The organism is Streptomyces sp. NPDC054796 (assembly GCF_053611545.1).
In genome coordinates, this window is sequence record NZ_JBSHAO010000001.1 from 276,660 (window position 1) to 302,466 (window position 25,807).

The following is a 25,807-nucleotide window of genomic DNA, read 5'->3' on the forward strand; positions in this document are numbered from 1 at the left end:
TCGCCACCGGCCGGGGCGCTCACCGTTGTCGAACGGCAGGATGGTGGAGTTCAAACGGAACAGTGACTCGGGCGCTACGTCACCTTCGGATAGGGCGGCATCCGGCGGTGCGCCTCAGTGTAGGACAGCCTGGCCCGATGGGGATCTGAGTTGTGTCCGAAATTGTGGGCAGGCGCCCGGAAAAAGCTGTCCAGAGACACTTGAGACTCCCTCCTTTAGGACGCTGACCAGCAGTGACGTGCTGAATAGTCACGAACCCCTTGAGTTTCCGCCAAAAAGTTTCATGCGCTCATTCTTGACCTTTCGAGCGAAAGATGCATCGGTCGAGTGGCGGCGGCGAGTCCCCCTTGGCGGAAGAGCCAGTAGGCAAGGCAGTGACTCGACGTGGAGTATTGATCTGGTGGCAACGGTCAATTCTCAGGCAATGAACAGAAGTCGCATTCTTGTGCATCTCAAGGAAAGTCGCCGCAAAGGAAGCCGGAACGGCCGTCTTAGCTCTCGACGCATGTCGACAAGCGAGTGAGGAAACAGGAAAGGGGCCAGAGGAGTGAACGTGTCTCCGGAGCGCGTGACCAGAGGACTGTTCTTCGGCGAGATCGTCGAGCGTTACGACCGATTCCGACACGGACTGCCCGAGGCAGCGGTGGACTGGCTCGTCCCGGACGGCTGCAAGACGGTGGTCGACCTCGCAGCCGGCACAGGTGCGCTGACCCGAAGCCTGTTCGATCGCGTGGAACACGTGATCGCGGTAGAACCCGATCCGCGGATGCGGGAGACTCTTGGCCGCAACTGCCCGGACGCGAGGCTCCTGTCGGGAACCGGCGAGCAGATTCCGCTGCCGGACGGCCAGGCTGACGCGGTGCTGATCTCCATGGCCTGGCACTGGCTGGATCCGCAACGGGCCGTCCCGGAGATCGCGCGGGTGCTCCGCGACGGCGGGACGTTCGGAGTGGCGTGGAACCACCGGGACCTCTCCGTGCCCTGGGTGGCCGAACTCGACCGCTTCACGCGCGACCTGCGTGCCCGTGCTGCCGCGGAGGGGCCGGCGGGTATTGGTGCGGCGCCCACCAGGGAGGCGACGGATCCGCCCACCGGGTCGCTGTTCTCCGCACTCACCGAAATGCGCATGGTCTGGTCGAAGCCGGTGACTGCGGAGGAGATCGTCGGGCTCCTTGGCACCGACGCCAGCGCGATCGCACTGCCGGCCGACGCCCGGAGCGCCGTGGACGAACAGGTGGCTGCGTACGTACGCGAAGAGCTGGGTCTGTCGGGGGGCAGAACGATCGATCTGCCGGTGGCCTGCCGATGCCTGCGCGCCACCAAGAACGCCTGAGCGGCCTCCGTCCTGCCACAGCGGGAGACACCCCGGATGCAGAGGTCGCCCGGGTGCCGCGATACATCTCATGAACTTCAGCTATGGAGGCAACTGCACATGCTCAAGATCGCCTTGGTGCAGCAGAGCGCCTGGGACCTTCCCGTTGATTCAATGCCCCTCGCGGCCGGCTATCTCAAAGCGGTGCTTGACGCCGATCCCGACATCAGCCCCGAAGTCGATGTACGCATCCACAACATGCGCGGTGGCTGGCCCGTCAACGAGATGACGCGGGCCATCTTCAACGAGGAAGTCCCGGACGTGCTGGCGTTCTCCGTGGTGGGCTGGAACTACCGGAACTTCTCCCTTCTGGCAGACGTGCACAAGCAGCTCAAGCCCGATGGACTGACAGTCTTCGGCGGGAACCACGTGAGCCACCAGGCGCAGAAGGTGTTCCGGGAATGCCCGGACGTGGACATCGTGGTGAACGGCGAGGGCGAACTGACCTTCCGTGAACTGATCGCGGCCGTCCTCGCCCACCGGCGCGCCCCCGCTCTCGCGGCCGTCTCCGGACTCTCGTACCGCACATCCGGCCAGGACTTCTCCACCACGCCCGAACGGGCCAGGATCGACGATCTCGACATCATCCCCTCGCCGTTCCTCACCGGTGCGATACCCCTGCTCGACGAGAAGGGCACCTTCCCCTATGAGTTCGCCTTGATGGAAACCAACCGCGGCTGCCCCTACCGCTGTTCCTTCTGCTACTGGGGCGGGGCGACCGGCCAGCGGGTTCGTTCCTTCTCTCGTGACCGTCTGGCCGCCGAGCTTGATTTGTTCGGATACCACCAGGTCCCCACCGTGTTTCTGTGTGACGCGAACTTCGGGATGCTCGAAGCCGACGAGGAGTTCACCGAGGATCTCCTGAAGATCCACGAGAAGTACGGCTTTCCCACCTCACTGGAGGCCAACTGGGCCAAGAACAAGTCCCAGCGCTTCCACCGGATCGTGCGCACCCTGAAGCAGAACGGCTTCAAGAGTTCCTTCACGCTCGCCCTGCAGACCCTTTCTGACGAGGCGCTGACCGACATGCGGCGGCGAAACATGAAGCTCAACCAGTGGCAGGACCTCGCCCAATGGCTGGCCGACGAAGGCATGGATTCCTTCGTCGAGTTGATCTGGGGAGCGCCTGGTGAGACCGTCGAGTCGTTCCTCGACGGCTACGACCGTATCGCCGAGAAGGTGCCCCGCATCGCGGTCTATCCGCTGCTCCTGCTGCCCAACACGGACTACAGCGACCAGCGGGATCTGCACGGCTTCGTCACCGTGCGCGGTGAGTCGGACGACTTCGAGTACGTGCTCGCCAGCCGCAGTGCGAACCTCGCCGAGAACTTCGCGATGCAACGCTTCATGTTCCTGGCCCGCATCCTGGGGGAGAACCAGTACTTCAAGCGGCTGTGGCACCCGGCCAGGCTGCTTGCCGGGATGACGCAGTCGCAGGTCATCAACTCCTTGCTGGAGTGGATCGACGACTCCGAGCATCCTTCCGTCGTGGCGTTCCGTGAAGCGTTCCCCGTGCTGGCCGAGTCGCCGGCCGTTGCCGCCGGTCATCGGATGCTGTACTCCGATCCGGATCTCGACGCCGAAGTCGAGCGCTGGTGGATCGAGCGCGTCGTTCCGCGATTGCCCGCTGCCTGGGCTGAGTTCGGGCCCCACCTGTACCGCTTCGAACGCCTCGCCCGGCCCGTCTACCAGCCGCCGGGGACGAACATGCCGGCAGGCTGGTGCTTGGACGAGAGCGGTGACGCTTACGTGAGCGAGGAGCTGTCGAGGTTTCCGTTCGATGTGGTCGCCGCCTATGAGCAGCTTGCCGCAGGCGTGTTGACACCTCCTGAGCCGAACCCCACCGCGTACGAGTTCCGCTCGCGGCGCGGCTTCTACCTGCACCTCGACAACCATGAGACCGGGGCGCACTACTTCGCGACGGCCACACCACTGGCACTGGAGTCCCCGGCTCCCGCGGCACCGGAACCCCTGGATCTTGTACCGGAGGCATCCTGACGAGTTCAGGGTCCGATTCGGCCAGACCTTCGCCTGCTGCAGTGGCGTGATCACGCTCCAACGTCAAACCGTTGCCGCTCCAGCAAGCCCCATTCGGTGGCCGCTGGGGTGGACGTCGACTCACGTTGTTATATGCATAACACATTCATGACCAGCGGGAGCATAGGGTCGTCTCCCCCCGCTGCGGTGGTGCCGCTGCAGTGCCGATCCCCGTGTGGCACCCCGTGCTTCGATCCCCGTAAACCGCTTCATGCAGCCCGTCCGGCCATGACTGAGAATTAGCCATCCGCCCTCCTAAATACATACCCGGGGTTGCCCAAGGACATATGACTGCGTAGAGTCGATCAACGTCAAGTTGGTGAATCGTCAGGAGAGTAGTGTTCGTGAGCTAGGAATCTCTGAATGAGGTCTTCGATCCCTCGTCCGTCGTGGCGGCTGGAGAATTCACAGAAGAAGCCCTCGACTGGAGTTCCGGTGATGCGGATCTCGCTGCGAGTGCTTGAATTCAGTCAGGAAACACCTCGTGGTGAGAGTGTCTTGCGGTTGTGCAGAATACCCGAAGGTGTTGAACGGCACTGCCGCGTGAGCCGAAGACGCATCGCGCGCCGCGCTTGATGGCGTGGTCACTGCCCTGGTGGGCGGCGTTTGCGGTCTCTCAGGACGTACGGCCTCGATCCGACCCCACTGCTGCCCGAAGGGCAGCGAGGCCCCCTGTCCGACTAAATTTGTAACGCTTTCATGATTGCTTGCAGCCAGTGCGTACAAATGGGCCGCGGCGCAAGAAGCGGTCGACGACTGTCCCTAGCGAGAGGGGAAAGAATGCATGACGCTGTCACGATGTGTGAACTCAAGCCGTGTGGCGAGGTCGTTGAACTGCGACGCGGGATATCCTCCTTGAGTGCGCGTGAGATGGAGGTTCTCCAGCTGGTCGCTACTGGTAAGACCAACTGCAGTATTGGCATGGAGTTGGGAATATCAGAGAGGACGGCGCGCGAACATGTTGCGCGTATCATGCTCAAGCTCGGTGTGGGGTCCCGGGTCGAAATAGCCGTGATCGCCACCAAATGGAGGCTCGAGAGCGCCTTACCTGGTCGCGTGGAGTGGCAGGACGACGGGATCGTCCAGTTATCGCAGCGGTTGGTGCCGGACGAGTTATGGATGCTGGCGGAGCCGATAATCCCGCGGCTGCGGGATCTTCCGCGGTCAGGAGGGACGTCCCCCGCTGAGGACCGGGCAGTGTTCACCGCCATTGTGTACGTGGTGACCAGCGGATGCGCTTGGCAGGACTTACCACCGACGTTCGGGGTGGCCTTTCATGCGGCACAACGCCGCTTCGGCCAGTGGACCGAGGCTGGCGTGTGGCCGCGATTGCAATGCGCGCTGCTCGACGAGCTGGACACCGAGGTGCAGAGCGACTGGTCCCAGGCTGTGGTCGATGCCGCGATGATGCGGGCGAAAAGGGAGGACGAGGCTCGGTCCCACTCCGGTTGATCGAGGCCAACGTGGCCCGGAGACCCACGTCGTGGCTGGCCACGGCAGGCTGCTGCCCGGCCATGACGGTCTCCGTGGCCGATGCTGCTGACCGGCGACAGTGTGCCGGCCCCGGAAAGCTCCGAGCCAGCAACGGCTACACGGCTTGGTCGCCCCACGCCACTGAATGCGCCACCGTGAGATCACCTTCAGGAGGTATGCGTTGTCGAACCTGTCCGAGAAAGTGGCCGGTCTGTCTCCTGAGAGGCGAAAGCTTCTTGCGGCGCACCTCCGCGGCAACGTCTCTGAGGTGCCACCCGTGACGGCCGCGCCTCCCGGACAGCCACGCTGGTCCGCACAGCAAGAACAGATGTGGTTCCGGGAACAGATGGGGGTCGACCCGTCCGAGCACAACCTTGTTCACCGGTTCGCCCTGCACGGCCAAGTCGACGACGACCGGCTGGTCGCGGCACTGCGAGCAACCGTCAGCAGGCAGTCCGCGCTCGCTGCGCTGCAACTGCGGAATGACACCGGGCGGCGCAGTGATGTCAGCGTGCGCATTGTCGACGCCACCGGTTCGGCACCGGACAGTGTACTGAGCGAGGTCCTTCGCGCTGAATCCGCACATCCTCTGACGCTGGAGGACCAGCTCCTCGCGCGCGCGACGCTCGTGCATTGCTCGGAAGACGAGCATCTGCTCGTCTGGACAATTCACCAAGCTGCCTGGGACACCCGGTCCGTCCCCATTTTCATGCGCGAGGTAGCCGCCTCCTACCAGTCGACGACGGCGGGGAGGGAGCTTGAACTGTCTTACTCCGACTTCAGTCACTGGCAGTGCGAGATGCTCGGCCGACGCGGCGACACTCTCAGGAAGTGGTGGTCGGCGAACCATTACAGCGGCGTGTCGCTACCGCTCGACCACCCTCGGCGAGACAGGGAGAACGATGGTCGGCTCCGCCGTCTCCCCCCTGCCCGGATCAGCGCTGACGTAGCCAGCAGCAGCGTGACGTCCGCACTCGGGGACATCGGGCGTGCGGTGGGCGCCGATGTGCCGACAGCCGTCTTCGGACTCCTCGCGTTACTGGTGTCCCGCTGGAACCAGCAGGACGAAGTCACTATCGGCTGGACCGGCGATACCCGGCCGGGGAAGCAGTTCGATGATGTCATCGGCGCCTTCTCGAACGTTCTCCCCGTCTCGCTCAGCATCGACCCTGCCGCGGAGGTGCCAGCGTTTCTCTCGACCGTACGCACGCGTGTCTCCCGGGCAGTCGAGCACGGCGACCTTCCGTTCTCGCAGATCGCGAGCGCCATGAACCCCCGTGCGCCCGGGGCCAGCCCCATCTTCAGGCTCAAGTATGGGTACGAGAACAGCGAGATGGCCCTGCCCGCTGTTGATCTCGGGGAATGTCGGATGGCCATGGAAGAGGTGTATCCCAGCGCCATGGACGTGGATGTTTCCTTCGTAGTGCGAGAACGCGAGGGCGGCTTGGACCTCATCGCGTCCTACCGCGACGACCTGTTTGACCGAGCGAGCCTGGAGCGCTTCATCGACTCGCTGCGCGAACTGCTCCGCTCTGCCGCCCAGGACGACGGAACACCGCTCGACCGCCTCAGCATTGTGACCGACCGCCAGAGCAACACGCTGGCCCGCCTCGCAAGCGGAGGAAACTCAACCAGGAGCACCGCCGCGACAGTCCTTGAGGCGGTCTATCAGCACGCTACGAGCAGGCCGGGCAGTGAGGCGGTCCGCTACGGCGGGCACAGTTACACCTACCAAGAGGTCCTCGACGACGCACGATCGATCGCCGATGCCCTGGTGGCCCACGGCGTGGGCCAGGGCGCGCGTGTGCTGCTTCTGAGCAGCCAAAGCCCGGTGGCTGTGAGCGCCGTACTCGCGACGTCCATGGTGGGCGCCGCCTACGTTCCGCTCGACATCGAAGCACCGGCGGCACGGCTCGCCTCAATCGTTCAGAAGACCAATGCCGCCGCCCTGGTGATGGGCACGGACGCGAGCTGTGAACTGTCTCGCGAGCTGGTCGGTGACTCCCTTCCGGTCATTGAGCCTCGAGCCGAGCAGCGTGCTCCGCGCGTGGGCGTGGGCTGGGCCCAGCAGACGCTTCCCACCCCCGATGACTGCGCTTACGTCATCTTCACCTCCGGCAGCACAGGGGTGCCGAAGGGGGTGGCGGTGAGCCAGCATGCGTGCTTGCACTTCTGCCACGAGTTCGGCACCGCTTTCAAGACGCGGCCCGACGATCGGGTCCTGGCCTTCGCCCGGCCGAGCTTCGACGTCTCTGTGTTCGAAGTTCTCGCGACCCTGTACGCGGGGGCCACGATCTGTATCGCTACCGTTGAACAGCGGCGGGACCCGGAACTTCTGGCGGACTTCATGCGGCAGGAAAAGGTGTCAATCGCGGAGTTGCCTCCTGCCCTCATGCCGCGGCTCGGGGGAGAGTACCCCGACCTGCGTATCGTCTCCGTCGGAGGCGAAGCTTTCCCTGGTTCCCTCGTCGAGGAGTGGACACGGAACGGCCGGGAATTCTGGAATGGTTACGGCCCGACCGAGACGGCTGTCGGAGTTACCCTAATGCGGTGCAAGGGGCGGTGGGACACCTCGCCGCCCATCGGACGGCCCATACCCGGCCTGCGCGCCTACATCTTGGACGCTCACGACCAACTGCTGCCACCCGCAGCCATCGGCGAACTCTGCATCGCGGGCCCCAGTCTCGCTGACGGCTATCTCGGAGAACCGGCCTTTACTGCCCGCAGCTTCCGCTCCGTACCGGCCGTAGGCGAACGCGTCTACAAGACCGGTGACCTTGTGCGCTGGCGCCCGGACGGAAATCTCGACTTCTACGGTCGGAACGACCGCCAGGTCCAGGTCAATGGGTTCCGCGTCGAGCTGTCCGAGATCGAGCAGGTCCTGAGCGCCATCGACGGCGTCGAGCGGGTGTGCGTGGAGTTTCTCGACCACCCCGCGCTAGGTCGGAGCCTGATTGCCTACGTCGTCCCTGCCGCAGAAGGGACAGGGCCGGATGCGGTGGCGTTACGGAAAGAGGCTGCGAACCGGCTTCCTGGCTACTCCATCCCGCGGAGGTTCATTCCTCTTGCCGACGTGCCTCTGACGCCGAACGGGAAGGTCGACCGATCGGCTCTGGAAGAAGTCCTCGCCGACCAGGAGGCCGACGACTTCAGTGAGGCCGAGTACGCCTTGTCGTCCACTGAGAGGCGCCTTGCCGAAGAGCTCATCGGACCCGCCCTCGGGATCCGTAACCCTGACCCCGATGCCGGATTCTTCGAGCTCGGCGGAAACTCCCTGCAGGCCGCTCAAATCGTCGGAGGGGTGGTGGAGAAGTTCTCCGTACCGCTGACGATCGTCGACTTCTTCCAGAACCCGACGATTCGCGGCCTCGCAGTCAAGGTGGAGCAGTTCGCTGACTCGCTCATCTCGCCGTCTGATGTCGACTCCTCGTCCTGACTAGGAGAAGAATCGTGCCCGGACCGCAGGATGCGCGCGACATTGATCACGATTCCGATGAAGAGATTGAGGACATTCTCAAGGGGCTCTCTGAGCAAGAAGAACAGAATTTGCTAGACGTTCTGACGCAGGACGGAGAATGCGAGCAGAACGAGTGGCTTCCGACCATCGCGTTCCAGGAAGAAATTCTTGAGGTAGCGCGTGCCCACCCGCACAGCCGCTGTGCGGGAATCCACCAGCTCTTCGTACTCGAGGGGTTCGTGGACCCGGCGCGCCTACGCACCGCATGGCGCAAGCTGCAGTACAGGCATGACGCTCTCCGTACAGTCTTCAGCGAGAGGGGCGGCGGATGGCGCCAGAAGGTGACTCGGAGGACGAGTGAACTCGTCATCCGTGGTGGCGTGATCGATGAACGTACGAGGAGCGAGACCGTCGGCCGTCACCGAGCCGAAGGCTTCGACTTGGCGAGCGGCCCCCTGGCTCGTGCCGAACTCGTACTCGGCCGCGACAACACGCACATTCTCGTCCTGTCATGGCATCATTCCGTCGTCGACGGATACTCGCTCGGAGTCCTGTGGGACGATCTGTGCCAGGCGTACAACGAGCCCGGAGACGCGCCCGCCCCGCGCCAGCAGGGAGAATTCGCCCAGCGGCAGTCGGCCCGCAGGGTCGCTAGGGCAAAGGAGGCCGCCCTCGCTATCCGCTCGCGGTATCCGAAAGCCCTGAACAGCCCAGCCGACACGCGTCCGCGCCCTCACCCTGTGGACCTCGGTGGAATCACGCTGCGCTGGGATACCGACGAAAGCAGGAAGGTTGCGGCTCGTGCCGATGAGCTGGGCCTGACCCTGTACATGGTGCTTCTTGCGGCTTATCGCTCAGCCCTTGAGGAGAAGGGCCTCCTGTCGCCCGACGCCCCTGTCTGGTCCCCCATGTCCGGCCGGGTGTCCAGTGCTTTCAGCCGGAGCGTCGGCCTGTTCATGAACCTGGTCCCCGTCTTCGGCTCGATCGAGAGGTCACCCGAGAAGAAGAGGCCGATGGGAGCGTTGTGGGAGGGCTGTATCGAGGCATTCGACCGCCAAGACGTGCCGCGCAACGATCTCATCGAAATCCTTCCCGAGCTTCCCGCGGCGAGTGCTCTGTTTGTGGTGCAGAACAGCTCGACGGGAACCCGTGATCTCACCGGAGTCCAACGGTCGATGCCCACACCGTCGGGGTACCCGCCCGCCGCACCGGTTCTGGAATTCGACAGCCCCGTCTCCGGCCTGTTTCCGACAGCGCTGTCCATCGAGTTCATGGGGGACAACAGTATAGCTGGTGTATTCGAATACGATCGCACGCGACTTGATGTGGCAACTGCTACTGAGGTAACGGATTACCTTTCCAGAGTGATTGACAAAGCAATCGCCGGGACATTCTCTTGGTGAGGATGCGCGCGGTCATCTCGTGTCGTTACGTACAACATGGATGAGTAAGGGGATCACGTGCGTAAGAGTGGCTTCTCGGAGAAACGGCTGACCCGCGTGCGAGACGTGCTTGAGCGCCGCGTCGACGCCGGCTACAGCCCGGGTGCGGCGGCCGTCGTCGCCCGCCATGGTGAGGTTCGTATCGAGGCAGTGGGCAATCTCGCCTTCGAGGGCGTGGGCGCGAGCAAACCGATGGCAGCCGACTCGATCTGCCGCATCTCGTCGATGACGAAGTCGATCGTTGCCGCCTGCGCGATGACGCTCGTCGAGGACTGCACGGTCCGCCTCAACGACCCGGTCGACGCACTCTTGCCGGAACTGGCGAACATGACCGTGCTCGCCGATCCGAACGGGCCATTGGACGACACCGTTCCCATGAAACACCCGATCACACTGCGGGACCTGCTCACCTGCCGCATCGGCACCGGCACGATCCTGGCCGAGCCGGGAAGGGTCCCGATCTGCGACGCGCTGAATGCGATCGAGCAAGGGGACGATCTTGGCGCTCCTGAGCCGTCACCGGACGAATGGCTCCGCAGACTCGGCACACTCCCGCTCGTCCACCAGCCGGGTGAGCGCTGGATGTATAACACCGGCCCCACCGCGACGGGCCTGCTCATCACGCGCGCCACCGGCATGTCCCTTGAAGACGCGGTGCGTGAACGGATCTGTGAGCCGTTGGGGATGAAGGACACCACCTTCGGCTTGGTCGACGCGAGAGCCGACCGGGTGGCGTCCGCGTACGTGTACGACGAAGTCGCCGACGAGCTCGTCGAAGAAGATCTCGAGGGCATCCGGAAGCGACCGTCAACGTTCAAGGCGCCCGCCAGCGGGCTCGTCTCGACCGCCGCCGATTTCCTGGCCTTTGCCTCGGCCCTGCTCAGCGGCGGTACCCATCGCGGCGAGCGGATCCTGTCGCGGCCGTCGGTGTCGTTGATGACGAGCGACCACCTGACACCGGCGCAGAAGGCGGCCTCCAAGTGGATGTGGCCGCTGGAGTACTTCGCAGACTTCGGCTGGGGTTTCGGGATGGAGGTCCGCGGCCGGCGCACCAACCTCGGCCCGTCGGCCGGGAGTTATGGGTGGTACGGCAAGTACGGTACGGCCTGGTGCAATGACCCTGCCGAGAGCATGACGACGATCTTCATGATCCAGCGGGAGGACGGGCTCGATCTGCCGGCCCTTGTCGACCTCTGGACGGCCGCATACCAGGCGATCGACGACTGACCTCCGTCAACCCAAATGCCGGAACCGGCGGCAGAGCGGCCCCCTCGGGCGTCGGCCAGTCCTGGCTGTCCGGCTTGAGGTGGAAGCACAAGCACGGACCACGGTCGGGGCCGGCAGCGTGGTATCCGAGGGGTGCGGCCATTGAGGCGCGTTTCCGAGGGACGACGACAGTCACCTTGGGCGGATCTGGAGCCCGGCTCCGCCGGCCGCGGAGGCGCTACCGCGTCTGCTGCGCGGAGTCCACCGGTGACGCACTGAGGACTTCGACCGCGCGCAGGCCGAGTGCCGCCGGGATCGAGAGGGGGTTCGGTCTGCGCCAGCTCAACCCCGGTGACGGCACTGCCGCGCGGCGGCCCATCAGCGCCGAGCGGGCCAAGGCTGAACCCGCAGACCGCCTCCCGAGCACTGTCCCCGTTCCGGGGATTCGGTTCCGGTCTGCGCACGCCGCGCCGCCGCGGACATCGTCGATCACCTCCTCGGCCGCTCCCGACGCGGGCGAGGAACCCGAGGCTGCCGCGCTGTGAAGCCGCGGCACAAAGCCCTGGAGGGTTGCCCACAGCGCCTGTTACCGCTGAACAGAGGAGCACAAGGAGAACGATGTATGTGATCGCTAACGGCCCCAGCCCAGAACCGCCTCCCCGACGACCGCGACACCGGAGGCCGGTGCTGGGGTGTGCGTAGAAGAACAGGCGATTGAGGCTCACGGACTGGCTTGTTTTCACCTATAGGGGTGAGTAGTTCTCGTCAAACACCTGCAGCTCGGGACGCACCGAGTCGGTTAGCCGGTTTTGACTACTGACCAGCGGGACAGCGCGAACTTTCATTGCGTCCGCCATCGGCTTACCGCCGCCTCTGCACGGCGGTGGCTTGAATATATCCCCACGCTTGCAAAGCCGACCGATGGGTGACCCGTCAGGAATTGGCCAGTAGCCCGTATGGTCGATGAATCGGTTTGCGATTGATTCAATGGGCACTTAGAGTGTTCTTTCGCAACGGGGGATGGCTGAATGTGCCCAGTAGAACCAAGTGATTGGTGTCTCTCCTTCCCATCCTCGGTATCTGCTGAATTGTTCGATGCGACCGCGCCAAGGGGGAGTCCTTCATGCCTGCAATGCTGGAGCGTCCGAAGATTGTTCTGTTTGACGGCCCAGGAGGGCCCTTGCCCGAGTGGTTCCTTCCCAGGCTTTGCGATGAGTACGAAGTCCGCGTGCTCTGGGTAGCCAGTGGGCAGACCGAGAAAGATGAGGATCGGTCGGTTTTATTTGATGCGTACTGCAAAAACTCCGCCTTGTCGAGTCAGGAAGACGCACTTCAAGAGATCGTAGATTTTGCGCGCACGTGGCACCCCGATGGGATTCTGGGGTTCAGTGAACTGGGTGTGGATGTAGTACACGGCGCCGCCTTGCAACTGGGGCTTCCTGCCAACTCCCCGGAATCCATTCCTGCTCTGCGGGACAAGCAGATGCAGAGGGAGTTGCTTGCTAAAGCAGGCGTACCCGTACCTCGTTTTGCCCCTGTGTATTCCCTCGCTGACTTACAGGATGCGATAGGCCACGTAAAGACGCCCGCAATTCTCAAGCCGGCGGCAGGGGTCGGCAGCATGGCCACATACAGGGTGACGGATAAGACAGACCTTAAAGAGCTGTGGGACACGGCTTCCGGACGCTACGCGATGGATCCTCGCGGGACCGGCGAGTTGCACTTCGTTCTGGAAGAGCTTCTGATAGGTGAGAACTGGCACGAGGACGCACGCTACGGAACCTACGTCAGTATTGAATCCCTCGTGGCTGATGGCGTGATCCACCATCTCGGAGTCACCGACAAGATGCCCTTGTCGGAGCCATTCCGTGAGAACGGCGGCATCATGCCCTCCGTCCTCCCGGACCACCGGACGAAGCTTTTGCTCCAGTGCGCTTCTCAAGCAGTGTCTGCGGTGGGCATCACCAACTCCGCAGTGCACACCGAGATCATGCTGACGGCAGAGGGCCCTCGGATCATCGAGGTCAACAGTCGCATCGGAGGCGGTACGACCGAGATGCTGCACCACTGCTACGGCTACGACATCGTTCAAGCGATGGCTGCCGTGGCAACCGGTCGTCCCGTTCCGATGCGCGGGAGTCTGCGGCAGAGTACAGCGTTCTGCTGTCCCCAAGCCCCGGCTGCAGATGTGGTGATCAGTAGTGCGCCTTCGGTTGAGGAACTGCTGGCCCTGCCTGCCGTCCGGGATGTACAGCTGCCCTATAGCGTTGGGGACCGTCCCGCCTGGGAGTCCGGCACCAAGAGTGGGACCGTGGCTCGGGTCATAGCCGTGGCGGAGTCGGCAGACCACCTGTTGGCCCTGGCGGACCACTTGGCATCACCTGCGACGTTCTCGTACCAGCCCTCTGGTGCGAGTGCCTCGGACTGACGATGCATCGCGCAGAGGTCACTTTGGACCTGACTGCAGTGGAACGCAATGTCGAGGAACTGGTCAAGTTGGCGGACGGGGCTGCCCTTTGGGCCGTAGTCAAGGCGAACGCCTACGGTCACGGCGCAGCAGCTACCGCGGCAGCTGCCATGCGGGCCGGCGCGAACGGCCTTTGTGTCGCCACCGCTGGCGAGGGAACGGCGCTCCGTAAACTCTTCCCGGCTGCCCGAATTATCGTCTTGGGACCTGTTACGCGAGAAGAAGTTGTACAGGCCCGACAAGCTCGGTTGGAGTGTGTTGCGTATAACCAGGAGAGTATTGCCATCCTGGGCGAACAGGTGGATATTCACTTGAAAATGAATACCGGGATGAACCGCTGGGGCTGGTCGGAACCCCCCGAAAGGCTACCTGACCGCATAGTGGGAGTGTTTAGTCATTTCGCCCGGGCGTATTCGGACCCGCGTCATACCGAAGAACAGACTGCACGGTTTCTGCAATGGAGCGCAGATATGCCGAACATTCCCCGGCATATCGCCAACAGTGCTGCAACCCTGCGATTCCCGAGTACTCACCTCGACGCAGTTCGCTGTGGTACGGCGATCCTGGGCCTATCTCCGTTTGAAGATTCCACACCTGAGGAACTTGGGCTGCGGCCAGCTCTACGCTGGACCAGTTACCTGGCGCAGACAAGAATTCTTATGCCGGGCGATAGCGTCGGATACGGAGACAGTTTCACTGCTCCCTTACGTATGCGTATGGGGATCGTCCCAGTAGGGTACGGTGACGGTTTCAGTAAACGGCTGACTGGCTCTCGGATTCTGGTCGGGAACACTTTCGCTCCGGTGATTGGTGTTGTATCAATGGACGCCATCGCGGTAGGTCTCGAAAGAGACGTTCCGACCGGAACAACGGTAACGATCGTCGGCGACGGAATTACTCTTGAGGACCACGCCAAGGTGGCTGGTGCCACTAATCTTGAAATCTCCACAGGGCTAACGGCTGACCCCCGCCGTGTTCGACGTCGATTCACTCACTAGACATGAGGAGCAGGGAATGCATATCGGTGTGATCGTTGGCGGCCCCAGCCCTGAGAGGGACGGGTCTTATCTTTCTGGTGAAGCCGCCCAGAAGGCCCTCGTTGACTTGGGGCATCAGGCTGATCTTATTGACATGTCCGACAAGGGCTTCTGGCGGGAGATAGGCCAGTACGAGGTCGCCTTCATCGCGGGCCATGGATGGTTCGCGGAGGACGGCAAGGTTCAGGGCATGTTGGAGATTCAAGGTATTCCGTACACCGGCTCCGGGGTGCTGGCGAGTGCGTTGGGTATGCATAAGCCCACGTTCAAGAAACTAATGATGGCGGAAGGTATTCCAACTGCGCCATGGGCGGTTCTGCGGCCTGGATCATCCGATGTGGAAATCAGAGCCGCAGTCGAGGAGCTGGGACTGCCAGTGTTCGTTAAGCCGTCCTCCAGTGGGGAGAGTCTGGCTGCAGGAATTGCCAGAAGCACGCGTGAAGTGGTGCAGTTACTTGGCTCTGTGGAGGAGTTTGCCCCGCAGGAGTACCTCGTCGAGCCGCTTCTTCAAGGCAACACCCTCACGATAGGTCTCCTCGAGATCGAGGGGCGCCTGGAGGCACTACCCGCCCTCGAGGCGATCCCGCACAAGGGGTTCTACGACAGTCACGCCAAGTCCGACCCCAGTCTCCGGACCTATCTCTGCCCGGCTCCGCTTGCCGAGGAGACGGCCGAATCCATCAGGGAGCTAGCCTTGAAGGTCTTCCGGGTGTGTGAGTGCCGTGGCGTGGCAAGAGTCGATTTCATGATGGGGAAGGCAGGACCAGTGGTGCTGGAAGTGAACACTGTTCCCGGTCTGACCCATCAGGGCAACCTTGCGGCCATGGCCGAGGCCGCCGGATTCGGTTACCAGGCCATGATCGAGGCGATCCTGAACAGCGCCTCTGACCGGCCGGCTTATTGCCCGTGACACGCAATCTTCAGACCCGCAGCCGTCTGCACCACCTGAAGGAGGCCCCTTGAAAGGCCCGTTGACCCAACGCAGGGTCCCCTTCTACGCACAATGGGAGTCCCATCACCTCGTCGGCGCGATTATTGGTGGAACGGCCAGCGCTCGTGATGACACGAAATGGAAGCAATCGGGAGCCCAGTCGATTGATGAGTACGAATACTGGAGTTGGCGCTGCTGCGGTATGGCGTGCCTGAACATGGCGCTTGATTACTGGTTGGGGTTCACCCGGCCGACCGTAGTTTTGGCCAAGGAATGCTTGGCTGCAGGCGGGTACATCATGCGCGATGATCAACTAATCGGGCTGATCTACGATCCGTTCTGTCTCTACGTGAAAGATCGCTTCGGGATCGTCGCTGAAACGCATGCTGCTCTTTCTCTGCGTGACATCCGGGACGCCACGGTATCCGGGTGCCTCGTCATGGCATCCGTGCATCCTGACATCCGCCGTCCCACAAGGGCGGCGCCCGATCGTGGGGGTCACCTGGTGCTCGTTGTGGATACAGATGAAGAGGCGCTATACATCAACAACCCTTCGGGAACTGATCCGTCTTCCCAGGAATATGCTCGGGTGGCGGCAGCCGACTTCGAGCGGTTCTTCGCCGGCCGGGGGGTCGTCCTGTATCCACCCGCAGAGGGTGGGTCGGCACGATGAATTCCCAACCGGATGACGCCGCGGCAAGAGCGGCGTCTCCGCGCGTGACCGGAAGCCGTCTCACCGCTCTATGGAGGAAGTGGAACGGTGGCCTCAATCGGACGTTCTGGGCAGTGTGGGCTGCGACACTGGTTAATCAACTTGGCGCCATGGTTATTCCCTACCTCGGGTACTACATGTCCGAGGAGCGCCACGTATCATTGTCGACGGTCGGGGTGATCTTGGCTGTTTCCGGGCTCGGCAGTGTCATCTCCCAGTTATGTGGAGGGTTTTTCGTCGACCGGTTTGGCTATCGCGTCACAATGACTGCCGGCATGGTAGGCACTGGGGTATTCCTGTTCCTGCTCGGTGCGGTCGACCACCTTGCATGGATCGCTGTGTTCGTCTTGCTCGTTGGGGTCATGGGTGATATGCATCGGCCAGCCTCCGCCACACTCGTCGCCGACCTATTTCCCGCAGCCGAGCGGCCCCGAGCGTACGGGCTTTTATACTGGGCGGTGAATCTGGGATACGCCTTCTCCATGGTTTCTGGCGGCTCCCTTGTGCGTCATGGTTTCACCTGGCTTTTTTGGGTGAATTCCGTGACGTGTGCCGCGGCTGGGATTTTGGTCTGGAGGTCCACTGGTACCTCCGGTTCAAAAAAGGCGCCGGTTGCGACCCGACCTGGCCGTTATATGGACGTGATAAAAGACCGGCTGCTCCTGGCCTACCTGGGCTCTTGGTTCGCATACGGCATCGTCTTCTGCCAATCCCTGACGACCCTGCCCCTTGCCATGAAACTGGATGGCCTTTCAGCCTCCTCCTTCGGGTATGTGATGGCCGTCAACGCAATCGTCATCGTGGCGGTGCAACCTGTTGCCGGGCCTCTGCTGACGCGGCGCGACCACAGTCGCGTGCTGATCGGTGGAATCCTTACCCTCGGCCTTGGCTTCGGCTGCACCGCTGTGGTGTCGACACCGATCGGGTACGCCCTCACCGTGGCACTGTGGACGCTCGGTGAAATAGCTGTCAGTTCGGTGAACCAGGCCGTCATTGCCTCGTTCGCTCCAGCCTCGCTGCGTGGACGCTACTACGGCCTGTACGGCATGGTGTGGTCCACCGCCATGCTCACCGCGCCCCTCGTGGGAACCCAGTTGCTCGAATGGGGGCCCGTACCGCTGTGGACTATCTGCGCACTGCTGTGTCTCGGCGCAGCCACCGGTCAGTGGCTGCTCAGGCCAAAGATTCGCGCTCAAGCCATTCGCCTCAATGCTCTACTTGACCCGAGTGAGCAAGCCGTAGCGAAATGATTTGTTGATGTTCCTGTTTCTGTGGATTAGGCGTTCAGGTCACGATTGGCTGAACGCGGGCATCAACCGCTTGACAGTAGATTCTTGATGGGGTGAGGGTCACTGCTTCATGACGGCCAGTCAGGCAGGGTAATTTCCTTCGGCCCATAGAGTGCTGTGGATTTCTCGGTCATCAAAGCCCAGTAGCGGTCCCCGAAGGACCAATGCCACCACTCAGTGGGGTAGTTCACCAGGCCCACGGCGCTTAGCGCCGAGCCCAGCAGATTTCGGTTGGCGCGGGCCTTCTCGCTGATGTTGGCGGCCTCGGTGTAGCAAGCACCCTCGCTTTCCTCCGGGTCGGCGTTCACTGCGGTACCCATATCCAGTTCGTGCCCATCGGAATCGGCCAAAGTCAGGTCGACGGCCGCTCCGGCGCTGTGTGGAGCAATAGCTGGCGGTGATACGTACTTACTCGTTGCTGACTGGATCTGTTCGTCAGTCCACTCAGGGTGGCTGACGCGCAACTGATTAGCGTAGTTCTCGAAGTACTCTCGCTGAAGGGGTAGTGGTCGGTATCCCTCGATGAACAGGAGCCGCACGTCTTGCGGAAGCAGCTCCTGGGCTTTGAGTAGTCGCTCCAGCAGGCTGCTCCGCAGGTACGCGAAAGCACTGTTCGCGTCATGCTTACGTGCATCGACCAGTAAGGAGGTGCAGCCGCAGACGTCTACAAGAGGTTCACCGCATTCTGCTACGAGAATGGAAGCGACTGTCGGATCTGACATCAAGATGATCTCACTCATGGCACGATGATCTCTCATATAGTCGAAGTGGCAAAGCTTCCAGGTAACAGCGCGGTGAAGCGGATCCGGGTTCCCTTGGTTGCTGAGCGTTGTCACTGTGCTCTTCCAGTATGGCCGCTGATTGGATGACAACGCAGCCGCCCGCAATGGACAAGGCTCCTGTGCAGTTGAGGGTGCGTTCGACGTCTCGACTCGCCGGCACAGGAGCCTTGTTGGCCTCCAAGCCCGCCGCACTCGACTTGCCACCATGCCTTGGTCGAGTGGGTCACCCTAGTCATCGTCACCCGCGAGGGTTACCACCGCTGCAAACTTCCGCCGCACCAGCGTGCCCTGTCTGGCGGAACGCAACCAGGTCGGCGAGGGCCGAGCCGACTTCTCCCACAAGCACTGCCGACGCTGGGCGAATGAGCAGGTGGTGACCGGCCTGGCCGGGCGGCTGCTATGGATCTCACCGGCGTTGCCCGGCCGCGCGCACGATCTCGCCGGTTCCTCTTCTTACGGCATGTGTGTCGGCCGATGTAGCCGAGGGGCCCGTGACGCGGGGAGCAGATACACGTCCGCCCATGCCATATAGCCCATGATTCAGTCATGTGATCCTGTATGTTCGGATTCAAGCGGAGAGGAGCCGTTGGCCCGCAGGAGGGCGACAAGTTCGCGTGATTTCTTGGCACCAACGTGGAGTTCCTTGCGCAGGGTCTCAGCCGAGATGGGCCGCTGGTGCAGCTTCCGGTGATGTGCGTCTTTGGCTGCGGCTTGCTCGACCAGCGGGTCGTTGTATGTCTGTCGACGGCAGAACGTGGGTGGCGTGTCGTACTCGGCCTGCTCGGTGTCCGCAACAGATGGTGGTGCCCCGTGGGCGAGGAGTTCGACCGCGAGTAACAGGGCGACCGGTGGCCACCCGGCGACGAGTACCGGCTTCCACTCCAGGTTCGGAGCTGCGGCGATGTTGGCCGCCAGGGACACCCCGATGCCCAGGAAGAACGCCGCCCACAGCAAAATTCGGGGCCGTCGCCCCACATGCCTTGCCGGATTCAGCAGTCCCAGCGTCGCCAGCAGAAGCAGGCCATCGACGGACAGAGGCCAGAACGTCGCCGTAGCCACGTCCGCACCGCCTTGTAGCGCGAAATGTCGCTGATGAACATAGGACGCGTACGCCGCCACCCCCGCGACCAGTACCGCACAGCAGCGACGCACCCACACCTCAGCCGTCGCAGCGAACCCTGCGCAGCGTGGCGCCGCTCTCTCAGCTTGACCCACCGCTTCCAGCGCCCCCGGCGTCCCCTTCCGAGGCGCAGACCCAAACTGTCCAGTCGCCAAGGAACCCGTGGAGCGGGCCATTCACCCCACCTCCAGCCGCGTCGAGCGGGCCAGGGCGTGGGCGTAGTGTTCAAGTCCCCCCTCGGACACAGACAGTAAGCCCACAGGCGGTGCTGGCCGGACTCCGGCGAGCACCGCCTTTTGGCGTCGGCGAAGGTCATGCGCAGTCCGTTCCCCGGCTCGTCCACCACGGCAACCGGCGCCTGCGCTACCGCGGCACCATCAACAACGACACCTGGCTCCACACCCGAGCCACCGCCCTCGATATCCGCCGACTGATCAACCTCGGACTCACCCACACCAGTGGCACCTGGCACCTCGCACCTGGCACCGCGCACCAGCCGGTACATGGCCACGAGGGCTGTCCGGCCTCACGGCCGGACAGCCCTCACCAAGATCTTCATCAGCCTTCTAGGAGCGCGGGTCGCGCTCAGCGCGCTTCGGTGCCTTGGCCGTGACCGCGCAGGCCGCCACCAGGGCTGCGAGCAGCAGGGCGCCCGCCGACCACCAGCTCGCGACGGTGAAGCCGTGCACCATGCCTTCGGCGGCGACCAGATCCTTCTGGGCCGGGCCCCGCAGCGGCTCGGTGACGTAGCGGGTGGCGGCGCTCGCGGCGATGGTGTTCAGGAGCACCGTGCCGAGGGAACCGCCCACCTGCTGAAAGGTGGTGACGGTCGCGGACGTGACGCCCGAGTCCGCCGGCGCCACTCCGGCGGTCGCCGTCGCGTAGACCGGCATGAACGTCAGGCCCATGCCCAGGCCGAGCACCAACAGCGCGGGCAGGACGTGGGTGGCGTACCCGGAGTGCACGGTCAAGCGGGTCAGCACCACCATGCCCGCGGCCGCCAGCACCATGCCGGACACCATCAGGGCGCGCGGCGCCGTGCGGGGCAGCAGACGGGCCGCGATCCGCGTCGCGCCGACGACGATCGCCGCCGACATCGGCAGGAACGCCAGGCCCGTTTCCACGGGCGAGTAGCCGAGGACGACCTGCAAGTAGTAGGTCAGGAACAGGAACACGCCGAACATGCCGACGGTAGCCAGGCCCATCGTCGCGAAGGACCCCATCCGGTTGCGGTCCTTGAGGATCCGCAAAGGCAGCAGCGGACTCTCCGCGCGGCTCTGCCACACCACGAAGCCGACGAGCAGGACGACACCCCCCGCGAACAGCGCGAGGACCAGCGGGTCTGCCCAGCCCCGGGGTTCGGCCTCGCTGACGCCGTACACGAGGGCGACGATTCCGCCGCAGCCCAGCAGCGCGCCGCGTATGTCCAGGCGCACGCCCGGAAGGCCCGGGCGGTGGTCCAGGAAGGCGAGGGCACCGAAGAAGGCGACCGCGGCGATCGGCACGTTGACGTACAGGGACCAGCGCCAGTTCAGGTACTCGGTCAGCAGACCGCCCACCACGAGGCCGAACGCGCTGCCGCCGCCCGCCAGCGCGCCGTAGATCCCGAACGCCTTGCCGCGTTCCTCGGGATCGGTGAACGTCGTCGTCAGCAGCGACAGCGTCGAGGGTGCCAGGACGGCTCCGAACATGCCCTGGAGGGCACGCGCCGCGAACAGCACTCCGGGATCGGCTGCCGCGCCGCCCAGCGCCGAGGCCGCTGCGAAGCCGGCCAGGCCGATGAGGAAGGTGCGCTTGCGGCCCACCAGGTCGGCAACGCGGCCGCCGAGCAGCAGCAGACCGCCGAAGGCCAGCGTGTAGGCGGTGATCACCCACTGCCGGCTGGAGTCCGAGATGCCCAGGTCGTGCTGAGCGGAGGGCAGGGCGATGTTCACGATGGTCCCGTCCAGGATCACCATCAGCTGCGCGAGCGAGATGACGACGAGTGCCCACCAGCGCTTGGGGTCGGGCGCCGCCGTGGCGGGGGCGTCGGAGGTGCGGGCTGTCGTCCGTGGCCGGCTGGAACCCGTGGACCTGTCGGGGGTGTGCGGGGCGGATGACTCCCTGTCGGCGGTTGCCCCGTCATGGGCGGTTGTCCTGTGGTGACGCTGTTTGCTCATGGAGATCACATTTCGAGTCAGGGTGCTGTCGAGGCATTTGGGCAGGGGGCGTCGCGCGGCCGGAGAACGGTGACGCGTGCCGAAGGCGTCGATGCCCGTCGCGGCATGCCTACGCGTGTCGACGCACTTCGGTGGTGAGCTGATCGCGGTACGCCGACCAGGTGCCTGCCGCTCGCGGGCAGGGGCAGCAACCGGGCATGCCGAGCCGGCGGGCCGGCCCGTGAGTGGGCTGCTCGCGTGCTGGTCGGTAGCGCTGCTGTTCCACTGGTCGATGAAGGATCTGACGCGTGACCGGCGTCCGCGTGCCACTGAGGCGGCTTCGGAGCAGGCCGGCATCACGGCGACCAGCAAGGGTGCCCGTTCACGGGCGCGCGGCCTGCGGCCCGCACGGCCAAGGGGCGCACAGGCGAAGGCAGCTCATGGAGATGCCGCAGGGAGGGGCTTGAGGCTTACCGCGCGCCGCTAGAGGAACGAAGGCACACGGCCGGGGGCAACTATGGCCGCAACTACTTCGGAACGGTCCATGTCTCTCGCCTCCTTCCGGCCGGGGCGCACGGTGCGCGTCGACGGCGGGGAACCCCGCCGCAAGTTGTTCGTGGCAGAGTACACCGCCCGATAAGGCGAGCAAAAAGCATTACTTCAGCGCCAGTCCCAGGTTCTCGGTGCAGTCCTCGTGATACCGGCTGTCGCGTAGCGGGGAATACGGCACGGAGGAGGCGCTCAGCGCCTCCTCCGCGGCCCGGCTGGTCTTCAGAAGTGTGGTTGTGAGGGATCCTGGCGCACTGGTGTGCGCGGCCGGCGGGCCTCTCGTTACGCGTCCGGCTCGGCGGCGCAGGTGAGGTCCTTGGAGGGGCGGTGCCCGGTGGTGAGGAACGTGGTGGTGGCGTCGTTGGCGCAGGTGTTGGTGCCGAAGGGGTAGAGCCCGTGGCCTCCCTGGTCGGCGGTGACCATCCTGGCCCGCTGGCCGAGGGCGTGTCGCAGGGTCTTCGCGCTGGTGAGCGGGGTGCCGGGGTCCCGCTGGTTCTGGACCATGAGCACGTTCGACGGGCCTCGGTCGCCGACCTTCACCTGCTTCTCGATGCCCTTGCGCGGCCAGAAAGCGCAGGGCGTGATGCTGCCGGTGGAGCCGCCCAGCATGGGGTACCGCAGCCGGTCCGCCGCAGCGGCGCGCCGGTAGGTGTTCAGCGACCGCGCCCAGCGGGAGTCGGCGCAGACCACGTGGTGGCGGGCGGCGGCCGTGTTCTCGGCCTCGTCGTCCAGCGGTGAGGTCGGCGGTACGGGCTTGCCCTGGGCGAGTGCCTGCCACGCCTTCGCCAACGCGGGCAGGGAGGCGTTGCTGTAGAGGCGTTCGAAGGTCAGTCCGCGGAACTGCATACCGTCCGTGGTGCCGATCGGGTGGGCGGTGAGGCGGGCGGCGAGCCGGTAGTACGTGGCCTTCACCTGCGCCGGTGTGCGGCCCAGCCCGTATTCAGGGTGCTTCGCCGCGTACGCGGCGAAGTCGGGGAAGCGGTCGTGCATCCCGCGGGCGAACTGCCGGAAGGCGGTGCGGTCGTAGCCACCTGCGCCGACGTTGCTGTCGAGGACGATCCGATCGCCGCGATGGGGGAACAGCGTGGCGTAGACGGCGCCGAGCCGGGTGCCGTAGGAGGCACCGAGGTAGGAGATCTTGTCCTCGCCCAGCGCTGTCCGGATACGGTCCATGTCGCGGGCGACGTTGGCCGTCGTGGTGTGCGGCAGCATCCAGGCGCTACGGGAGGTAGCGCACTGCCGGGCGATGCTGCGGGCGTGCGCCGCCTCCCGGGTCACGTCGGCCGAGGAGTGCGCGTACGCGGGGAAGGCGCCGCGCCGCAACTGGGGCTTGGTCTGGTCGCAGGTGACCGGTGTGCTGCGGCCGACACCGCGGGTGTCGAAGCCGATCACGTCGTAGGAGTCGAGCACGCTCTTCGGCAGTCCGGAGGCCGCGAGAAGGGCGGGATAGTCGAGGCCGGGGGCGCCGGGGCCGCCCGGGTTGGTCAGCAGCACACCGCGGCGTTTCGCCGGGTCCTTGCTCGCCAGCCGGGAGACCGCGATGTCAATCTTTCGGCCATCGCGGTGCCGGTAGTCCAGCGGGACCTTGAGCGTTGCGCACTCCAGCCGGGAAGCGGCGTCGGCGTCTGCCGCGCCGGCCTTGCGCGTCCCGTCCTTCTCGGGGCACGAGCCCCACCGCAGGGTCTCCGGCGCCGACGGTGTGTCCCTCATCGCCGCGGATGCTCCGGGTATGACGGCCACCGCCGTCGCGGTCACCGCCAGGGTCAGAGCCAGCTTCTTGCGGTGCGTCCGAAGTCCTCTTCTCAGGACCTGCTGTTTCGACATGCCGCGACGTTATGGCGACTGCGATGACGGCACATCAGCCCCGCTGGCACATTGTTCTACGCCCAAGGGCTAGGCACGTTTCGACTCCGGTCGAAGGCACCGCCACGAAGGTGCCCACCACCCGGCGAGATCAGCCCACGTGACGAAGCACTACCCGGCGCGGTACGCCTCGGTGTGGCTCAGGATCAGGCGGGTGAGCGCGGCGGGGCGGTCGAGTTGGAGGAAGTGACCGGCGCCTCGCAGTCGCTCGAAGCGCCAGGGGCCGTCGACCCACTCGCCGGAGCGTGCGATCTGTTCGAGGCTGCTGTAGATGTCTCCTTCCGGCCAGATTCCGAGCGTCGGCACCTCGACCCGGGGGACCGGGCTGATCTTCGCGTGCACGGGGTGGATGTTGGCCTGATAGAAGTTCAGCATCGCCCGCACCGCGCCGGGCCTCTCCAGATCGGCGATCCAGGCGTCGGCCTCGGGGTGGTTGCCCACCCACCAGCGGAACGTCGACCAGGGGCCGCCCTCGCCCTCTGTCTCGCTGCGCAACCAGTCCTCGGCGTCGGAGAACAGCATTCGCAGCATGTACCACGACAACTGCTTCTGCTCGTACGCCGCGTACCTCCGCGCGCCGGGGTGACCGATGCTCAGTGCGACGTAGGACCTGACCCGGTCGGGGCGGTGGGCGGCCATGGCCCACGTCGACGCCGCCCCGCGGTCATGACCCACGAGATGGAAGGTCTCCGCGCCGAGTTCGTCGACGATCGCCCACAGGCGTTCTTGGTCCTTCGCGATCGTGTAGCTCGCCACCTCGGCCGGCATGTCCGAGTCCCCCTGTCCGAGGAGGTCGGGGGCGATGACCCGGTAACCGGCTTCCAGGAGTCCGGGGATCTGGCCCCGGTAGACCGCCGACGAGTCGGGGATGCCGGGGACCAGAACGATGGTCTCCGGGCCGGTCCCCGCGGTGAAGACGTTCAGCCGGTGCCCATCGACTGTGACCGTGTGGCGGTCCATGCCGGTGAGGCGGTGAACCGCCGAGTGGAGGACGGGTGAGGAGTGCCCCTGTGTCATGACGATGCTCCGTTTCTCTCAAATGTCGTGGTGGTCGTGGTGGTCGTGAAGAGGGCGAGGACTACGAGGTGCTCCGTCTGAGCCATGACGGGAATCCCCTAATGACCAAGTGGTTACTAGGAGCGTACGCGGCGTTCGCGTTGATGACCACTTGTATACTTCGATCATGAACCCCTCAGAGGAAGGCCGACGGGCTCCCGGCCGCGCGGTGGAGTCGCCGGGAGAACCGTCGGCGACCCGTCGGCGGCGCGACCCCGAGGCGAGCCGGCGAGCGATCCTCGACGCTGCCCGCCGTGAGCTGTACGAGCGCGGCTACAGCCGTATGACGATCCGTGGTGTGGCCGCCCGTGCTGGCGTGACGCACGGACTCGTCATGCGTCATTTCGGCTCGAAGGAGGGGCTGCTCCGTGCGTCGGTCCAGGGCCCGGGCGACCTCGAAGCGATCCTGGCCGGTGGTACGGAGGGGCTGCCGGAGCGCATCGCGACGGCGTTCGTCGAGCGGATGGAGGCGGCGAGGAGCTCCGATCCGATGGTGGCCCTGATCCGCAGCGCGGCGGCGGACGATCCTCTCGCGACCGACCTGTACCTGACGATGCAGGCGCAGAGCGCGCGCGCCTATCGCGTGGTGCTTACCGGGCCGAACGTCGACGAGCGGGTCGATCTGCTCGGCTCGGTGCTGCTGGGGGTCGCGTTCAGCCGGTACGTGGTCCGCGCCGGAGCGCTCGCCGCGATGGAGCCGGCGGAACTGGCCCGGCACCTGACCGAGTTGCTGCGCCCGATCGTCCATCCGGTCGACGGGGCCCCTGCGTCCGGAGGGTGAGGTCATGACCGCCGAGGGGGCGCCGGGGAGTTCGGCGGCTCTTGTTAAGTGACCGCTTGGACATTAGTCGGCAACCGCCGTAACCTCGCTAGTGT

General features: G+C 64.6%; 17 protein-coding genes and 1 pseudogene. 13 read left to right on the forward strand and 5 right to left on the reverse strand.

Annotated features, from left to right (window positions below):
- Positions 1-553: 553 nt before the first annotated feature.
- The 11 genes from ACWGJ2_RS01245 to ACWGJ2_RS01295 all read left to right on the forward strand — a co-directional run bounded on the left by ACWGJ2_RS01245 (position 554) and on the right by ACWGJ2_RS01295 (position 17,384).
- Complete coding sequence (locus tag ACWGJ2_RS01245; RefSeq protein WP_453343814.1) at positions 554-1,333, forward strand: class I SAM-dependent methyltransferase; 780 nt, start codon at positions 554-556, stop codon at positions 1,331-1,333.
- A 99-nt stretch (positions 1,334-1,432) separates the two neighbouring features.
- Positions 1,433-3,370 carry a KedN5 family methylcobalamin-dependent radical SAM C-methyltransferase gene (locus ACWGJ2_RS01250; protein ID WP_453343815.1) on the forward strand — a complete coding sequence of 646 codons (1,938 nt, stop codon included), beginning with the start codon at positions 1,433-1,435 and terminating at the stop codon, positions 3,368-3,370.
- A gap of 819 nt (positions 3,371-4,189) precedes the next feature.
- Positions 4,190-4,861: a transposase gene (locus ACWGJ2_RS01255; RefSeq protein WP_453343816.1), complete on the forward strand. Its 672-nt coding sequence runs from the start codon at positions 4,190-4,192 to the stop codon at positions 4,859-4,861.
- Positions 4,862-5,063: 202 nt separating this feature from the next.
- Entirely contained in the window at positions 5,064-8,318 is a 3,255-nt protein-coding gene (locus ACWGJ2_RS01260) for a non-ribosomal peptide synthetase (protein ID WP_453343817.1), read from the forward strand.
- 14 nt (positions 8,319-8,332) lie between these two features.
- Positions 8,333-9,742, forward strand: a complete 1,410-nt coding sequence (locus tag ACWGJ2_RS01265) for a condensation domain-containing protein (protein ID WP_453343818.1) — start codon at positions 8,333-8,335, stop codon at positions 9,740-9,742.
- A 57-nt stretch (positions 9,743-9,799) separates the two neighbouring features.
- The gene (locus ACWGJ2_RS01270; RefSeq protein ID WP_453343819.1) at positions 9,800-11,008 is read left to right on the forward strand and encodes a serine hydrolase domain-containing protein; all 1,209 of its coding nucleotides are present in this window, start codon (positions 9,800-9,802) and stop codon (positions 11,006-11,008) included.
- 1,102 nt (positions 11,009-12,110) lie between these two features.
- On the forward strand, positions 12,111-13,415 hold the full coding sequence (locus tag ACWGJ2_RS01275) for an ATP-grasp domain-containing protein (protein ID WP_453343820.1): 1,305 nt from the start codon (positions 12,111-12,113) through the stop codon (positions 13,413-13,415).
- Positions 13,416-13,417: 2 nt separating this feature from the next.
- Complete coding sequence (alr, locus tag ACWGJ2_RS01280) at positions 13,418-14,452, forward strand: alanine racemase (protein ID WP_453343821.1); 1,035 nt, start codon at positions 13,418-13,420, stop codon at positions 14,450-14,452.
- 16 nt (positions 14,453-14,468) lie between these two features.
- On the forward strand, positions 14,469-15,401 hold the full coding sequence (locus tag ACWGJ2_RS01285; protein ID WP_453343822.1) for a D-alanine--D-alanine ligase family protein: 933 nt from the start codon (positions 14,469-14,471) through the stop codon (positions 15,399-15,401).
- A gap of 49 nt (positions 15,402-15,450) precedes the next feature.
- Positions 15,451-16,095: a C39 family peptidase gene (locus ACWGJ2_RS01290; RefSeq protein ID WP_453343823.1), complete on the forward strand. Its 645-nt coding sequence runs from the start codon at positions 15,451-15,453 to the stop codon at positions 16,093-16,095.
- Positions 16,092-17,384 carry an MDR family MFS transporter gene (locus ACWGJ2_RS01295; RefSeq protein WP_453343824.1) on the forward strand — a complete coding sequence of 431 codons (1,293 nt, stop codon included), beginning with the start codon at positions 16,092-16,094 and terminating at the stop codon, positions 17,382-17,384. The genes ACWGJ2_RS01290 and ACWGJ2_RS01295 overlap by 4 nt, the downstream gene beginning before the upstream one ends.
- Before the next feature lie 107 nt (positions 17,385-17,491).
- Here the strand turns inward: ACWGJ2_RS01295 and ACWGJ2_RS01300 are convergent, their stop codons facing one another.
- On the reverse strand, positions 17,492-18,163 hold the full coding sequence (locus ACWGJ2_RS01300; RefSeq protein WP_453343825.1) for a M15 family metallopeptidase: 672 nt from the start codon (positions 18,161-18,163) through the stop codon (positions 17,492-17,494).
- Positions 18,164-18,375: 212 nt separating this feature from the next.
- Between ACWGJ2_RS01300 and ACWGJ2_RS01305 the strand changes: the two are divergent.
- Positions 18,376-18,662 (forward strand): annotated as a pseudogene (locus tag ACWGJ2_RS01305) (IS5/IS1182 family transposase); the annotation flags it as partial.
- Positions 18,663-18,745: 83 nt separating this feature from the next.
- On the opposite strand, the gene ACWGJ2_RS01310 reads toward ACWGJ2_RS01305, so the two are convergent.
- The 4 genes from ACWGJ2_RS01310 to ACWGJ2_RS01325 all read right to left on the reverse strand — a co-directional run bounded on the left by ACWGJ2_RS01310 (position 18,746) and on the right by ACWGJ2_RS01325 (position 24,892).
- A complete protein-coding gene (locus ACWGJ2_RS01310; RefSeq protein ID WP_453343826.1) occupies positions 18,746-19,501 on the reverse strand; it encodes a DUF2637 domain-containing protein in 756 nt (251 codons plus the stop codon).
- A gap of 390 nt (positions 19,502-19,891) precedes the next feature.
- Complete coding sequence (locus ACWGJ2_RS01315) at positions 19,892-21,484, reverse strand: MFS transporter (protein WP_453343827.1); 1,593 nt, start codon at positions 21,482-21,484, stop codon at positions 19,892-19,894.
- Positions 21,485-22,294: 810 nt separating this feature from the next.
- Complete coding sequence (locus tag ACWGJ2_RS01320; protein WP_453343828.1) at positions 22,295-23,836, reverse strand: alpha/beta hydrolase; 1,542 nt, start codon at positions 23,834-23,836, stop codon at positions 22,295-22,297.
- Positions 23,837-23,986: 150 nt separating this feature from the next.
- Positions 23,987-24,892, reverse strand: a complete 906-nt coding sequence (locus tag ACWGJ2_RS01325; RefSeq protein WP_453343829.1) for an alpha/beta fold hydrolase — start codon at positions 24,890-24,892, stop codon at positions 23,987-23,989.
- Between the two features lie 166 nt (positions 24,893-25,058).
- Here ACWGJ2_RS01325 and ACWGJ2_RS01330 point away from each other — a divergent pair, with 166 nt between their 5' ends.
- Positions 25,059-25,712, forward strand: a complete 654-nt coding sequence (locus ACWGJ2_RS01330; protein WP_453343830.1) for a TetR/AcrR family transcriptional regulator — start codon at positions 25,059-25,061, stop codon at positions 25,710-25,712.
- Positions 25,713-25,807 lie beyond the last annotated feature (95 nt).